The following is a 14,861-nucleotide window of genomic DNA, read 5'->3' on the forward strand; positions in this document are numbered from 1 at the left end:
GATCTTCCTGATCCCATAGCGCTAATCGGCGAATTTCTTGAATTGGGGGCACGCTGAGCCGCAACTAATGGCAGCTGCGACACACCTACTTCGGCGGCCGGGGTCAATACTTGAGCAAATCACAGGGGTATCACTCCAACGCATTGTTGGCGGGCGCTGCATCGATTCAGTCGAGCTGTTCCACTGCCGGCAGTGCCATGGCCCGCACTTCACTTTGCAGAAAGTCCGACAGCCTGCGCAGGCGCTCACCGCCGGGGCGGGTCTTGGGCCAGACCAGGTAGTAGCTCTCGCCGCTGGCCACCGCAGTAGGCCAAGGCAGGCTCAAACGGCCCTGGGCCACATCCTCGGCGACCATCAGCAAGTCGCCCATGGACACGCCGTAGCCCCGGGCGGCAGCAATCATGCCCAGCTCCAGCGTATCGAACACCTGCCCGCCCTTGATGGCGACGCGAGAGGCCAGCCCCGTGCGTTGCAACCAGCGGCGCCAATCACGCCGGTCCGGCGTGGGGTGCAGCAGCTCGGCGCCGGCCAGGCGTTCCACATCCCAGGGGCCATCGTTGAGCAAGTTCGGAGCGCCCACCGGGATCAGCAATTCAGGAAACAGGTAACTGGCTTCCCAGTCCGCAGGAAAGTGCCCATCGCTCAGCAGGACCGCGCAGTCGAACGGCTCCTGGTTGAAGTCCACCTCATCGATGCTCATCCACGCGCTGGTCAACTGCACCTCATTGCCCGGCTGCAGATGCCGGAACCGACTCAACCGCGCCAGCAACCAACGCATGGTCAGGGTCGACGGGGCCTTCATGCGCAAGATGTCGTCCTCGGCATTCAAGGTATGGCAAGCGCGTTCCAGGGCGGCAAAACCCTCGCGCACGCCGGGCAACAGCAGGCGCGCCGACTCGGTGAGCTGCAAGGTGCGCCCGCTGCGCTGGAACAGACGGCAGGCGAAGTGCTCCTCCAGGGTGCGGATATGCCGGCTGACCGCGCTTTGGGTGATGGACAGCTCCTCGGCGGCACGGGTGAACGAGTTGTGCCGGGACGCCGCTTCAAACGCGCGCAGGGCATACAGCGGAGGAAGGCGACGAGACATGAGAAAACTCCGACAGCTTGATCCGCAAACCCTACCAGAATCGTCCTGGCATGAGTTTTAATCATGCGACTGATCGCATTTATCCCTTTGTGCAAAGCGCTGAGAGCGCCGAGAATCAACCCTTCCACCCCTTCCTGAATTATTGAGCGTGATGATCATGCAGCATCCGGCGCGTACCGAACTCTGGGCCATTCTGCGGCTGTCAGGGCCGTTGATTGCCTCACAGTTGGCGCACATGCTGATGGTGCTCACCGACACCTTGATGATGGCCCGCCTGAGCCCCGAAGCCCTGGCCGGCGGCGGGCTGGGGGCGGCGAGCTACTCGTTTGTGTCGATCTTTTGCATCGGCGTGATAGCCGCCGTGGGCACCCTGGTCGCTATCCGCCAGGGCGCCGGTGATATCGAAGGCGCCACCCGCCTGACCCAGGCGGGACTCTGGCTGGCCTGGCTGATGGCCCTGGTGGCGGGCCTGCTGCTGTGGAACCTCAAGCCCGTACTGCTGATGTTCGGCCAGACCGAAACCAACGTGCAGTCGGCCGGCCAGTTCCTGATGATCCTGCCGTTCGCCCTGCCCGGCTACCTGACGTTCATGGCCCTGCGCGGCTTCACCAGCGCCATCGGCAAAGCCACGCCGGTGATGGTGATCAGCCTGTGCGGCACGGTGATCAACTACCTGCTCAACCACGCGCTGATCGAAGGCATGTTCGGCCTGCCCAAGCTGGGCCTGATGGGCATTGGCCTGGTCACCGCGATTGTCGCCAACTGCATGGCCCTGGCGCTGCTGTGGTACATCAAATACAACCGCGCCTACGCGGCCTACCCATTGGGCAAGGGCCTGTTGCGGCCCAACCTGCACTACCTGCGCGAGCTGTGGCGCCTGGGCCTGCCGATTGGCGGCACCTATGCAGTGGAAGTCGGCTTGTTCGCCTTCGCGGCGCTGTGCATGGGCACCATGGGCAGTACGCAGTTGGCAGCGCATCAGATTGCCCTGCAAATCGTCTCGGTGGCGTTCATGGTGCCGGCGGGCATGTCCTATGCGGTCACCATGCGCATCGGTTTGCATTACGGCGGCGGGCACCTGCTGGGCGCGAGGCTGGCCGGGCGGGTCGGGATCGCCTTCGGCGCAACGGTGATGCTGGGGTTTGCCATGGTGTTCTGGTTGTTTTCAGACCCGCTGATCGGCCTGTTCCTCGACCATGACGACCCGGCCTTCGCCCAGGTGATCAGCCTGGCGGTCAGCCTGTTGGCGGTGGCGGCGTGGTTCGAGTTGTTCGACGGCGTGCAAACCATTGCCATGGGTTGTATACGCGGGCTCAAGGATGCCAAGACCACCTTCCTCGTCGGCCTGGGCTGCTACTGGTTGATTGGCGCGCCAGCGGCCTGGTTGATGGCGTTTACCCTGGATTGGGGCCCGACCGGGGTGTGGTGGGGACTGGCGCTGGGCCTGGCCTGTGCGGCGATTACCCTGACGTGGGCGTTTGAAAGAAAGATGAAGCGGATGATTGCCCAGGAACCGCAAATCGGCATGGCCCCACAGCCGAACTGAAGCATGTACTCGGTCAATGTGGGAGCTGGCTTGCCTGCTCCCACATTTTTGATTGGATTTACAAAGTCAGATCACTTCACCCAACAACGCCTGTTGGCTGCTGCCAAATGTCAGGTATTCCACCAACTCCGGCAACGGCAATGGCTTGCTGATCAGGTAGCCCTGGGCCTGGTCGCAGCCAAACAGACGCAACAACGCCAGTTGCTCCGGCGTCTCCACACCTTCGGCCACCACTTCCAGGTTGAGGTTATGGGCCAGGTTGATCATGGCGTGCACCAGCTTGCGGTTTTCCTCGCGCTCTTCCATGCCGCCGACAAAGCTCTTGTCGATCTTGAGCAGGGCAATCGGCAGGCTGTTGAGGTGTACGAAGGATGAAAACCCGGTACCAAAGTCATCCAGGGAAAAGCGTACGCCCAGGCGGCCCAAGGCATCCATGGTCTGCTTGACCAGGTCGCTGCGGCGCATCACGGCGGTTTCCGTCAGTTCGAATTCCAGCCACTGCGCCTCCACCCCACGCTCGGCAATCAGCCGGCTCAAGGTCGACAGCAATTGGCTGTCCTGGAATTGGCGGAACGACAGGTTGACCGCCATGTGCAGCGGCGGCAGGCCGCGTTCGCGCAGGTCCTGCATGTCGCGCAGGGCACGGGAAATCACCCAGTAGCCCAACGGCACAATCAGGCCGCTCTGCTCGGCCAACGGCACGAACTCGCTTGGCGGCAATAGCCCGCGCTCGCCATGGCGCCAGCGCACCAGGGCTTCGAGGCCGACGATATGCCCATCGTCCAGGTCCAGGCGCGGCTGGTAATGCAGCTCCAGCTCATCACGGCGCAGCGCCCGGCGCAGTTCGCTTTCCAGGTCGGCAAGGCTGCGGGCGTTGCGGTTGATTCGTTCATTGAAGATATGAAAGGTGCAGCCCTGGGTGCTCTTGGCCTGTTGCATGGCGATGTGCGCGTGCCACATCAACGGGTCGGCGCCGGCCTTGGCGCGGGCATGGGCCACACCGAGGCTGCAGCCGATCAGCAGGCTCTCGCCATCGACCCAGTAAGGTTCGGCCATGGCCTCGGTGATGCGTTCGGCCATCCACTCGGCGCGTTGCGGCGCGCGGCGGGTGTCGATCAACAAGGCGAATTCGTCACTGCCCAGGCGCGCCAGTTGGTCGCCGGCTTCGAGCTGGCTCTTGAGCCGCGAGACCACTTGCAGGATCAGCCGGTCGCCCGCCTGGTGGCCGAGGGCATCGTTGGCATGGCGGAAGTTGTCCAGGTCCAGATGGCCGAGGGCCAGGCCACGCCCGTCGTTTTCTGCCAGGCGCGCCGCCAGCAGGGTCTGGAACCCCTGGCGGTTGGCGATGCCGGTCAGCGGATCCTGTTCGGCCAGTCGTTGCAGGGTGTTTTCCAGCAAGCCGCGCTCGCGCACATGGCGCAGGCAGCGGCGAACCGTATCGACATCAAACGCACCGAGGATCAGCCAGTCGCTGGCGCCCAACGGCGCAACCAGCGGCTCCTGCTCCAGCAGCAAGACGGTCGGCAGGCTGCAACGGCCTGGGCCGGGTTGCAGGCTGGGGGTGGTGAGCAAGACGGCGGTGCGGTCGTCGTCGAACAGGCTGCTCACCGACTCCCAATTTGGCGCACTGATCAGCACTGCCCCGTCGCCCATCGGCGCCAGGCACTCGCGCAACAACGCTGCCCACGTAGGCGTATCGGCCAATAGCAGCAAACGCAAGGGTTCGACAGGCGTAGACAAGCTAGCTCCCTAGACTGTGCAAGATTTCGTTGGCGGCGGGCATTATGACGTGCAGCCTGATAATCACCAATGATATTGGTTATCAAATACGCGCAGTGCGGCTCTAGATCGAACGATAGACCCAAAAACCCCGCACATCCTGCGGCAAAGTAACAAAAGCGGCAAATTTAGATCGAGTGGTACGTCACACTGTCGTTCAGAGGCAGCAGAATCTTGCCAGCCTGTTAAAATGCCCGCCCTTTTGAACAATGACTCCCAAAATTCCGTATGTCCCGACTCAATCCCCGGCAGCAAGAAGCCGTGAACTACGTCGGCGGCCCTCTATTGGTGCTCGCCGGTGCTGGCTCCGGCAAGACCAGCGTGATCACCCGCAAGATCGCGCACTTGATCCAGAACTGCGGCATCCGTGCCCAGTACATCGTCGCCATGACCTTTACCAACAAGGCCGCGCGCGAGATGAAAGAGCGCGTCGGCACCCTGCTCAAGGGTGGCGAAGGCCGTGGCCTCACCGTGTGTACCTTCCACAACCTGGGGCTGAACATCATCCGCAAGGAGCATGCGCGGCTGGGCTACAAGCCGGGCTTCTCGATCTTTGACGAGACCGACGTCAAGGCCCTGATGACCGACATCATGCAGAAGGAATACGCGGGCGACGACGGCGTCGATGAGATCAAGAACATGATCGGCGCCTGGAAAAACGACCTGATCCTGCCCCCCGAAGCCCTGGAAAACGCACGCAACCCCAAGGAACAGACCGCCGCCATCGTCTACACCCACTACCAGCGCACGCTCAAGGCGTTCAATGCGGTGGACTTCGACGACCTGATCCTGCAGCCGGTCAAGCTGTTCCAGGAACACGCCGACATCCTCGAAAAGTGGCAGAACAAGGTGCGCTACCTGCTGGTGGATGAATACCAGGACACCAACGCCAGCCAGTATTTGCTGGTGAAGTTGCTGATCGGTACGCGCAACCAGTTCACCGTGGTCGGCGACGATGACCAGTCGATCTACGCCTGGCGCGGCGCGCGCCCGGAAAACCTGATGCTGCTCAAGGTCGACTACCCGTCGCTGAAAGTGGTGATGCTGGAGCAGAACTATCGCTCCACCAGCCGCATCCTGCGTTGCGCCAACGTGCTGATCTCCAACAACCCCCACGAGTTTGAAAAGCAGCTGTGGAGCGAGATGGGCCACGGCGACGAAATCCGCGTGATCCGCTGCCGCAACGAAGATGCCGAAGCCGAGCGCGTGGCCGTCGAGATCCTCAGCCTGCACCTGCGCACCGACCGGCCCTACAGCGATTTTGCGATCCTGTATCGCGGTAACTACCAGGCCAAGCTGATCGAGCTGAAGCTGCAGCACCACCAGGTGCCGTATCGCCTGTCAGGCGGCAACAGCTTTTTCGGACGCCAGGAAGTAAAGGATCTGATGGCCTACTTCCGGTTGATCGTGAACCCGGATGACGACAACGCCTTCCTGCGCGTGATCAACGTACCGCGTCGGGAGATCGGCTCCACCACCCTGGAAAAACTCGGCAACTACGCCACCGAACGCAAGATCTCGATGTACGCCGCCACCGACGAAATCGGCCTGGGCGAACACCTGGATACGCGCTTCACCGATCGCCTGTCGCGCTTCAAGCGCTTTATGGACAAGGTGCGCGAGCAGTGCGCCGGCGAAGACCCGATCAGCGCACTGCGCAGCATGGTCATGGATATCGACTATGAAAACTGGCTGCGCACCAACAGCTCCAGCGACAAGGCCGCGGATTACCGCATGGGCAACGTCTGGTTCCTGATCGAAGCGCTGAAGAACACCCTGGAAAAAGACGAAGACGGTGAAATGACCGTCGAGGACGCCATCGGCAAGCTGGTCCTGCGCGACATGCTCGAGCGCCAGCAGGAAGAAGAAGATGGCGCCGAAGGGGTGCAAATGATGACCTTGCATGCATCCAAGGGCCTGGAATTCCCCTATGTGTTCATCATGGGCATGGAAGAGGAAATCCTCCCACACCGCTCCAGTATCGAAGCCGACACCATTGAAGAAGAACGGCGCCTGGCCTACGTGGGCATTACCCGCGCGCGTCAGACCCTGGCCTTCACCTTTGCGGCCAAGCGCAAGCAATACGGCGAGATCATCGACTGCGCCCCGAGCCGCTTCCTCGATGAGCTGCCACCGGACGATTTGGCCTGGGAAGGCAACGACGACACCCCGACTGAAGTCAAGGCGGTACGCGGCAACACTGCCCTGGCGGATATACGCGCGATGCTAAAGCGCTAGAATCGACTACTTTTTAATCTACTTTCGGCGCCCCTTGCGCCACCAGAGGAAGCTTTTGTGGAAGCACTGCACAAGAAAATTCGCGAAGAAGGCATCGTGCTTTCCGACCAGGTACTCAAGGTCGACGCCTTTCTGAACCATCAGATCGACCCGGCGCTGATGAAGCTGATCGGCGACGAATTCGCCGCGCTGTTCAAGGATTCGGGGATCACCAAGATCGTCACCATCGAAGCCTCGGGTATCGCGCCAGCGATCATGACCGGCCTGAACCTGGGCGTGCCGGTGATTTTCGCCCGCAAGCAACAGTCCCTGACCCTGACGGAAAACCTGCTGTCGGCGACGGTGTATTCCTTCACCAAGAAAGTCGAAAGCACCGTGGCGATTTCCCCGCGCCACCTGACCAGCAGCGACCGCGTGCTGGTGATCGATGACTTCCTGGCCAACGGCAAGGCTTCCCAGGCGCTGATTTCGATCATCAAACAGGCCGGCGCCACCGTGGCAGGCCTGGGGATTGTGATCGAGAAGTCGTTCCAGGGCGGCCGTGCAGAACTGGATGCCCAGGGCTACCGTGTTGAGTCGCTGGCGCGGGTGAAGTCCCTGGCCGGTGGGGTTGTGACCTTCATCGACTGAAGGTGAGCGAGCACAGTTAAAAATGTGGGAGCTGGCTTGCCTGCGATAGCGCAGTGTCAGGCGACAGAGATGTCGACTGTCAGGCCCTCATCGCAGCATAGGTATCTACACAACTTTCAGAAACTGACGATTTTCCCTGTGGCGAGCGGGCTTGCCCCGCGCTGGGGTGCGAAGCAGCCCCAATAAGCCGAATGCGTTGTACCAGATACACCGCAGCGGCTGGTTTTGGGGCTGCTTCGCACCCCAGCGCGGGGCAAGCCCGCTCGCCACAACTGCGCTATCTGCCTGGATTTAGGCGTTGCTGCAAAGTTGTGTAGATACCTATGCTCATCGCAGGCAAGCCACCTCCCACATTTGCCTTGTGTTACCTATCAGTGTGCGGTGGCCTGTAGGCCAGCAAGCAATAGGCGCTGATACAGATCCTCTTTAAACCCCTCAGGCTTATCCAGGCGCATGCGCACCAGATGCTCGGGAAACGCCGCAGGTTCCGGTGCATCCAGCGCCGCCTTGCCCAACTCCAGAATCTCCGTCAGCTTGAATTTGCTCTTGAGCCAGTTCAGCGCGCGCAACAAATCCCGCTCTTGATCAGTGAAGTCACTGCCCAGCGGATACTCCGGAAACAGCCTTGAATGCCGCGCCTGCACCGCCTGCAAACGCTCGGGGGTGTTGTCGGCAAAGCGTGGGTCGAGCTGGAAGTCCTTGGGCAACTTGCCGGCTTTTTGCGCCTGTTCGATCAAGTCGGCCTGGAACCGTGAGTCGGTGATATTGAGCAACGCCTCGATCACCTTGGCGTCGGTCTGGCCGCGCAGGTCAGCGATGCCGTATTCGGTGATCACGATATCGCGCAGGTGCCGTGGAATCGTGCAATGGCCGTACTCCCAGACAATATTGGAGCTGACCTCGCCAGCCGATTCACGCCAACTGCGCAGGATCAGGATCGAGCGCGCCCCCTCCAGTGCATGGCCTTGGGCGACAAAGTTGTATTGCCCACCCACACCGCTGAGCACGCGGCCATCTTCCAGTTGGTCGGCAACGCCTGCACCCAGTAGCGTCACCATGATTGCGCTGTTGATAAACCGCGCATCCACGCGCTGTAAACGCTTGAGTTCTTCCTGCCCGTACAGCTCGTTGATATAGCTGATGCGGGTCATGTTGAATTCCAGACGCTTGGCGTGGGTCATTTCCTGCAAGCGCTGGTAAAAACTGCGGGGGCCGAGGAAAAACCCACCGTGGATCGATATGCCATCGGGCTGCGCCGCATCGTCCAGCAGGCCAGCGTTGGCCTGCTCCTGCGTCGCCACATCCGGGTACACCTTGCGCCGCACAATCCCGGCATCGGCCAGCACCAGCAGGCCGTTGACGAACATTTCGCTGCAACCATAAAGACCCCGGGCAAACGGTTCGACCCCACCCTCACGGCTGATCAGCGGCGCCCATTGGTACACATCCAGGTCGGTGAGCAACTGCCGATAGCTCTCGTTATCGGCCTGACGCGCCAGCAACGCGGCGGTCAAGGCGTCGCCCATCGAACCGATACCAATCTGCAAGGTGCCGCCATCGCGCACCAGGGTGCTGGCGTGCAAACCGATGAAGTGGTCCTGCAAACCCACTGGCATGTTGGGCGTAGAGAACAGCGTGGTGCGGTCTTTTTCGTCGATCAGGAAGTCGAACTGATCCATGCCCAGTTCGGCATCACCGGGCATGTAGGGCAAATCTTCATGCACCTGGCCGACCACCAGGATGGTCTCGCCTGCCGCGCGGCGCTTGGCGATCATGGGCAACAGGTCGAGGGTGATATCCGGGTTGCAACTCAGGCTCAGGCGATCCGGGTGCTCACTGCTGCTGGCCACCAATTGCGCAACCAGGTTCAGGCCGGCGGCGTTGATATCGCGGGCGGCATGGCTGTAGTTGCTGCTGACGTAGTCCTGCTGGGCCTGGGTGCTGTGCAACAGGCTGCCGGGCTGCATGAAGAACTGCTGCACGTGGATATTGGCCGGCAGGCTGTCCTTGCGCAGGGCGGCAAGGTAATCCAGCTCGGGGTAATCACCGAACACCCGCTCGACAAACGGCTCCAGAAAGCGCTTCTGCAAACCATCACCCAGCGGCGGGCGACCCAGGCTCAACGCGGTGTAGATCGTCAGCGACCGCTCGGGCAGCTTGGCGATACGCCGGTACAAGGCATTGGCAAACAGATTCGGCTTACCCAGACCCAGCGGCATACCCATGTGGATATGCGCCGGTAGGCGCTCCAGTACGTCGTCGACCGCTTGCTCGATTGAACACAACTGCACCATCCGACCCTCCTGACGTTCCGTGATTAGGGGTTGGACCGAGCTTGCCGGGTCTTTGCTGCAATGAACAGCCTTGGCCGGCAAATTGCGGGCACAAAAAAGCCGCTGGTCAGCGGCTTTTTGGCGAAGATCGGTTTATTTCAAACCAGACATCTTCTCGATGGCAGCCTTGAGGTCGTCATCCGAGCAATCGGAGCAGGTGCCTTTAGGCGGCATGGCGTTGATGCCGGTGATGGCCTTGGCCAGGATGCCGTCGAGGCCGCCCTGGTGGTCGGCGCGCTCTTTCCAGGCTGCGGTGTCACCGATTTTCGGTGCGCCCAAAAGGCCAGTGCCGTGGCAAGCATTACAGTGTTTGGCGATGATCTCGTCCGGCGTTTTTGCGCCGCCGCCGCCCGCTGTCACAGCGACTTCCATGCCCTTGCATTCCTCACCTTGAATACAGACCTTCCCCACGGGTTCAAGGCGCTTGGCAATATCATCATTGGTCGCAGCTTGAGCGCTGGCAGCCCAAAGGGCCAGTACGGTTGCTGGTACAGCCAGCATTTTCATAATTAGGTTCACGCGTTCACCCTCATGGTGGCTATTCACGCCTGCGGCCACGGTTTCGCAGGCGGCGAAAGTATAACGGTTAGGCCGCCTCACTGAAACAACCCTATTATCCAAGGGGAGATTGAGCATGGCGAAATACAACTACGGGCACCTCTGCAAGGTAGGCAGGGCGCCTCTTCTGTTAAAAGTTCGCGGGTGTGGCTGCGCTGATTAGTCGCGCCGGCACATCGAACGGATTGCGAAAACGGTGCGGCTTGGTGCTTTCAAAGTAGTAGCTATCGCCGGCTTCGAGCACAAAAGTTTCGACGCCCACGACCAATTCCAGACGACCTTCCAGCAGGATCCCGGTTTCCTCGCCGTCATGGGTCAGCATTTCCTCGCCCGTATCGGCGCCCGGTGGGTAGATTTCGTTGAGAAACGCAATCGCCCGGCTCGGATGTGCCCGGCCCACCAGCTTCATGGTGACCGCGCCATCGGAGATGTCGATCAGCTCATTGGCTTTATAGACGATCTGCGTCGGTTTTTCCTGGAGGATCTCCTCGGAAAAGAACTCGACCATGGACATGGGGATGCCGCCCAGCACCTTGCGCAAGGAGCTGATGGAGGGGCTGACACTGTTTTTCTCGATCATCGAAATGGTGCTGTTGGTGACGCCCGCACGCTTGGCGAGTTCACGCTGGGAAAGACCTTTCAGTTTACGGATGGATTGCAGTCGTTCGCCGACGTCCAATGCAGGAGCCTCCTAGGATTCAGGCTTTGTTGTAATTGAGCGTTATCATGGCGACAGCGTTCAGTATTTACAACACTTTGGTCTGAATCCCGCAGGGCTTCATCTGCAGCTGGCGGCTAAGCGCCGGAATAGAGCCGTGGCACACGGCGCAGGTTGCAGAAAATCTGATAAGGGATGGTCTCGGCGGCGGTCGCCACATCGCTGGCGAGGATGTTTTTGCCCCACAACTCGACGGTCGAACCCAGACCCGCCTGGGGTACATCGGTCAGGTCGATGCACAGCATGTCCATCGACACCCGCCCCAGCAACTGGCTGCGCTGGCCGGCGACCAGTACCGGCGTACCGGTCGGCGCATGCCGTGGATAACCGTCGGCATACCCCATGGCAACCACACCGATACGCATCGGCTTGGGCGTCACGAAGCGCGCGCCATAACCCACGGGCTCGCCCGCAGGCAGCTCGCGTACGCAGATGACTTTCGATTCCAGGGTCATCACCGGCTGCAAACGCGCGGCAACCGCCTGGTCTTCGCCAAACGGCGTCGCACCGTAAAGCATGATGCCGGGCCGTACCCAGTCGCTGGAAACGCTCGGCCAGCCCATCACCGACGGCGAGTTGCGCAGGCTGACCTGGGCCGCCAAGCCCTGGCGCGCGGCCTCGAAGACCGTGACCTGTTCATCGCTGCTCGCGCAGTCCAGTTCATCGGCACGGGCGAAGTGGCTCATCAGCACGATCTTGGCCACTTTGCCGCTGGCCAGCAGGCGCTGATAGGCGTCGTGATAATCCTTGGGATGCAAGCCGACCCGGTGCATGCCCGAATCCAGCTTCAACCATACCGTCAGCGGCTTGCTCAGGCGCGCCTGTTCAATCGCTTCCAGCTGCCACAGCGAATGCACCACGCACCAGAAGTCATGCTCGATGATCAGCGGCAGTTCGTCGGCCTCGAAGAACCCTTCGAGCAACAATACCGGCCCACCAATCCCGGCAGCGCGCAGTTCCAGCGCTTCCTCGATACAGGCCACGGCAAAACCGTCGGCCTGGTCTTCCAGGGCCTGGGCCACGCGCACGGCTCCATGGCCGTAGGCATCGGCCTTGATCACGGCAAGGGCCTTGGCCCCGGTCAGTTCGCGGGCCAATTGGTAGTTGTGGCGCAGGGCTTGTAGGTCGATCAGGGCACGGGCAGGACGCATGGCGGCAGGCTTCTAGGCGGCGGTAGGAAGAAAAAACCGGTACCGACCGACAGCGCCGGCACCGGAAGAGGGATCGTTTAAGGCAGAGCGGCCACAACAGACAGCTCGACCAGGATTTCGGGTTCACACAGTTTCGATTCGACCGTGGCACGGGCGGGTGCGACACCTTTTGGCAGCCACTTGTCCCATACCGCGTTCATGCCGGCAAAGTCGGCGTCGATGTCTTTGAGGTAGATCGTCACCGACAGCAACTTGGTTTTGTCGGTACCGGCCAGATCCAGCAAGCGCTCGATGTTGGCCAAAGTCTCGCGGGTCTGCTGTTCAATCCCGGCACTCATGTCGTCGCCGACTTGCCCTGCCAGATACACGGTACCGCTGTGGACAACGATCTGGCTCATGCGCTCATTGGTGAGCTGGCGCTGGATTGACATGTTTTGTGGACTCCTGAGGGTTGCCGTAACGGGAAATATCGAGGCCTGCGGCGCTGATCTGCGCGGTTTTCTTGGCCATCAGGTCCGCCAGCAAGCGGCCAGAGCCACAGGCCATGGTCCAGCCGAGGGTGCCGTGGCCGGTGTTCAAGAACAGATTCTTGAACGGGGTGGCGCCGACAATTGGCGTACCGTCCGGGGTGGTCGGGCGCAGCCCGGTCCAGAACGTGGCTTCGCTCAGATCACCGCCCTGAGGATAAAGGTCGTTGACGATCATCTCCAGGGTTTCGCGCCGGCGCGGGTTCAGCGACAGGTCAAAACCGGCTATTTCAGCCATGCCGCCAACCCGGATGCGGTTGTCGAAACGGGTGATCGCAACCTTGTAGGTTTCGTCGAGAATGGTCGAAGTCGGGGCCATCGCCGGGTTGGTGATGGGCACGGTCAGGGAGTAACCCTTGAGCGGATACACCGGCGCCTTGATCCCCAGCGGCTTGAGCAACTGCGGCGAGTAGCTGCCCAGGGCCAGCACGTAGCGATCGGCGGTTTCCAGCTTGCCGTCGATCCACACACCGTTGATACGATCACCGGCGTGGTCCAGGCGCTGAATGTCCTGCTCGAAACGGAACTCCACGCCCAACTGCTTGCACATATCGGCCAGGCGGGTGGTGAACATCTGGCAGTCGCCGGTCTGGTCATTGGGCAGGCGCAAGGCACCGGCCAGGATATCCGTGACGCTGGCCAGGGCCGGCTCGACGCGGGCGATGCCGGCGCGGTCGAGCAGCTCGAACGGTACGCCGGACTCTTTCAACACGGCAATATCTTTGGCCGCACCATCGAGTTGCGCCTGGGTACGGAACAATTGCGTGGTACCCAGGCTACGGCCTTCGTAGGCAATGCCGGTTTCGGCGCGCAGTTCGTCGAGGCAGTCGCGGCTGTACTCGGACAGACGCACCATGCGCTCCTTGTTCACCGCATAGCGGTTGGCCGTGCAGTTGCGCAGCATCTGCGCCATCCACAGGTATTGGTCGATATCGGCCGTGGCCTTGATCGCCAGCGGCGCATGGCGCTGCAGCAGCCACTTGATGGCCTTGAGCGGCACACCCGGCGCAGCCCATGGCGACGCATAGCCGGGCGAAACCTGGCCGGCGTTGGCGAAGCTGGTCTCCATTGCAACGGCCGGCTGACGGTCGACCACGACCACCTCAAAACCGGCACGCGCCAAATAGTAGGCACTGGCCACACCAATGACACCGCTACCCAAGACCAAAACGCGCATTTTTATATCCTCATCACGGCTTGACCGCTGACGTTTGTTGTTCAGCACAAAGATGTGGGCAGTATAAAAAGCAATGACCAGTGCATTTCACTATATAAGTGCCTATATTTGGCGACAATTCTCGGCAAAAACCCTTTTCACGGAGGAGCATCCCCTATGCGGACCAATACCCAGACCAAGCGGGAGCTGGACAAGATCGACCGCAACATCCTGCGCATCCTGCAGGCGGACGGGCGGATATCGTTTACCGAGCTGGGGGAGAAGGTAGGACTGTCGACCACGCCCTGCACCGAACGGGTCCGGCGCCTGGAGCGCGAGGGGATCATCATGGGCTACAACGCCCGCCTCAATCCGCAGCACTTGAAGGGTAGCCTGCTGGTGTTTGTCGAGATCAGCCTCGACTACAAATCCGGCGATACCTTCGAAGAATTCCGACGTGCCGTGCTGAAACTGCCCCATGTGCTGGAGTGCCACCTGGTCTCGGGGGATTTCGACTATCTAGTGAAGGCGCGGATTTCCGAAATGGCGTCGTACCGCAAACTGCTGGGCGACATCCTGCTCAAGCTGCCCCATGTGCGCGAGTCCAAGAGCTATATCGTGATGGAAGAGGTGAAGGAGAGCCTGAACCTGCCGATCCCGGATTGATCCTGTGGGAGCTGGCTTGCCTGCGATAGCGATCAACCGGCCGCCATTTTCATTGCCTGGTACACCGTCATCGCAGGCAAGCCAGCTCCCACCTTTTGACCGAGTACATCTGTCAGACCAGCACCTGCCGCGTCGTCGCCATGTACTCGTGGATCTGCTTCTCGACCCGAGGGTGAATCAGTTCCACCGGCCCACGGTTATTGGGGCATGGCAGGCTGGGCGTAGTACCAAACAACCTACAGATCAATGGGCGCTCGTCGTACACCGTGCAGCCGTTGGGCCCCAGGTGTACACAGTTCAGCTCATCCATGGCCGCTTCCTGCTCGGCCGCGGTCTTGCGCGGCAGGCGCGACATTTCCTCGGTGGATGTAGTCACCGGCCCACAGCAATCATGGCAACCCGGCACACACTCGAACGAGGGAATCTGCCGGCGCAGCGCGTTGACTTTCTGGCTGTTGCAACTCATCGAAAC

The 14,861-nt window shown here is 61.0% G+C and carries 13 protein-coding genes; 4 read left to right on the top strand and 9 right to left on the bottom strand.

The features are described from left to right. Nucleotides 1–166 precede the first annotated feature (166 nt). Nucleotides 167–1,087: a LysR substrate-binding domain-containing protein gene (locus C5F71_RS11850; protein WP_029289752.1), complete on the bottom strand. Its 921-nt coding sequence runs from the start codon at nucleotides 1,085–1,087 to the stop codon at nucleotides 167–169. 151 nt (nucleotides 1,088–1,238) lie between these two features. Between C5F71_RS11850 and C5F71_RS11855 the strand changes: the two genes are divergently transcribed. Continuing rightward, the gene (locus C5F71_RS11855) at nucleotides 1,239–2,633 is read left to right on the top strand and encodes a NorM family multidrug efflux MATE transporter (protein WP_104911184.1); all 1,395 of its coding nucleotides are present in this window, start codon (nucleotides 1,239–1,241) and stop codon (nucleotides 2,631–2,633) included. 66 nt (nucleotides 2,634–2,699) lie between these two features. Here the strand turns inward: C5F71_RS11855 and C5F71_RS11860 are convergent, their stop codons facing one another. Continuing rightward, the gene (locus tag C5F71_RS11860; protein WP_029289756.1) at nucleotides 2,700–4,373 is read right to left on the bottom strand and encodes a bifunctional diguanylate cyclase/phosphodiesterase; all 1,674 of its coding nucleotides are present in this window, start codon (nucleotides 4,371–4,373) and stop codon (nucleotides 2,700–2,702) included. Between the two features lie 267 nt (nucleotides 4,374–4,640). On the opposite strand from C5F71_RS11860, the gene rep reads away from it, so the two are divergent. Continuing rightward, the gene (gene rep, locus C5F71_RS11865) at nucleotides 4,641–6,650 is read left to right on the top strand and encodes a DNA helicase Rep (protein ID WP_029289758.1); all 2,010 of its coding nucleotides are present in this window, start codon (nucleotides 4,641–4,643) and stop codon (nucleotides 6,648–6,650) included. Between the two features lie 57 nt (nucleotides 6,651–6,707). Then, nucleotides 6,708–7,280 carry a xanthine phosphoribosyltransferase gene (locus C5F71_RS11870; RefSeq protein WP_029289761.1) on the top strand — a complete coding sequence of 191 codons (573 nt, stop codon included), beginning with the start codon at nucleotides 6,708–6,710 and terminating at the stop codon, nucleotides 7,278–7,280. 371 nt (nucleotides 7,281–7,651) lie between these two features. Here C5F71_RS11870 and C5F71_RS11880 read toward each other — a convergent pair whose 3' ends face one another. The 6 genes from C5F71_RS11880 to dadA all read right to left on the bottom strand — a co-directional run bounded on the left by C5F71_RS11880 (nucleotide 7,652) and on the right by dadA (nucleotide 13,744). Next, nucleotides 7,652–9,574, bottom strand: coding sequence for an acetyl-CoA hydrolase/transferase C-terminal domain-containing protein (locus tag C5F71_RS11880; protein WP_104911185.1), 1,923 nt, complete (start codon nucleotides 9,572–9,574; stop codon nucleotides 7,652–7,654). 132 nt (nucleotides 9,575–9,706) lie between these two features. After that, nucleotides 9,707–10,120, bottom strand: a complete 414-nt coding sequence (locus C5F71_RS11885; RefSeq protein ID WP_092232109.1) for a cytochrome c5 family protein — start codon at nucleotides 10,118–10,120, stop codon at nucleotides 9,707–9,709. A 181-nt stretch (nucleotides 10,121–10,301) separates the two neighbouring features. Then, nucleotides 10,302–10,850: a cupin domain-containing protein gene (locus C5F71_RS11890; protein WP_029289768.1), complete on the bottom strand. Its 549-nt coding sequence runs from the start codon at nucleotides 10,848–10,850 to the stop codon at nucleotides 10,302–10,304. A 116-nt stretch (nucleotides 10,851–10,966) separates the two neighbouring features. Continuing rightward, complete coding sequence (gene alr / locus C5F71_RS11895; protein ID WP_070994048.1) at nucleotides 10,967–12,040, bottom strand: alanine racemase; 1,074 nt, start codon at nucleotides 12,038–12,040, stop codon at nucleotides 10,967–10,969. Nucleotides 12,041–12,117: 77 nt separating this feature from the next. Continuing rightward, the gene (locus tag C5F71_RS11900) at nucleotides 12,118–12,471 is read right to left on the bottom strand and encodes a RidA family protein (protein WP_032856829.1); all 354 of its coding nucleotides are present in this window, start codon (nucleotides 12,469–12,471) and stop codon (nucleotides 12,118–12,120) included. Continuing rightward, nucleotides 12,443–13,744 carry a D-amino acid dehydrogenase gene (gene dadA, locus C5F71_RS11905; protein WP_104911186.1) on the bottom strand — a complete coding sequence of 434 codons (1,302 nt, stop codon included), beginning with the start codon at nucleotides 13,742–13,744 and terminating at the stop codon, nucleotides 12,443–12,445. The genes C5F71_RS11900 and dadA overlap by 29 nt, the downstream gene beginning before the upstream one ends. Nucleotides 13,745–13,900: 156 nt before the next feature. Here dadA and C5F71_RS11910 point away from each other — a divergent pair, with 156 nt between their 5' ends. Beyond that, complete coding sequence (locus C5F71_RS11910) at nucleotides 13,901–14,389, top strand: Lrp/AsnC ligand binding domain-containing protein (RefSeq protein ID WP_003206849.1); 489 nt, start codon at nucleotides 13,901–13,903, stop codon at nucleotides 14,387–14,389. A 112-nt stretch (nucleotides 14,390–14,501) separates the two neighbouring features. Here the strand turns inward: C5F71_RS11910 and C5F71_RS11915 are convergent, their stop codons facing one another. Continuing rightward, the gene (locus C5F71_RS11915) at nucleotides 14,502–14,855 is read right to left on the bottom strand and encodes a YkgJ family cysteine cluster protein (RefSeq protein WP_029289779.1); all 354 of its coding nucleotides are present in this window, start codon (nucleotides 14,853–14,855) and stop codon (nucleotides 14,502–14,504) included. Between the last annotated feature and the right edge of the window lie 6 nt (nucleotides 14,856–14,861).

This window comes from Pseudomonas sp. LG1D9, from assembly GCF_002949995.1.
Taxonomy (GTDB): Bacteria; Pseudomonadota; Gammaproteobacteria; order Pseudomonadales; family Pseudomonadaceae; genus Aquipseudomonas; species Aquipseudomonas proteolytica.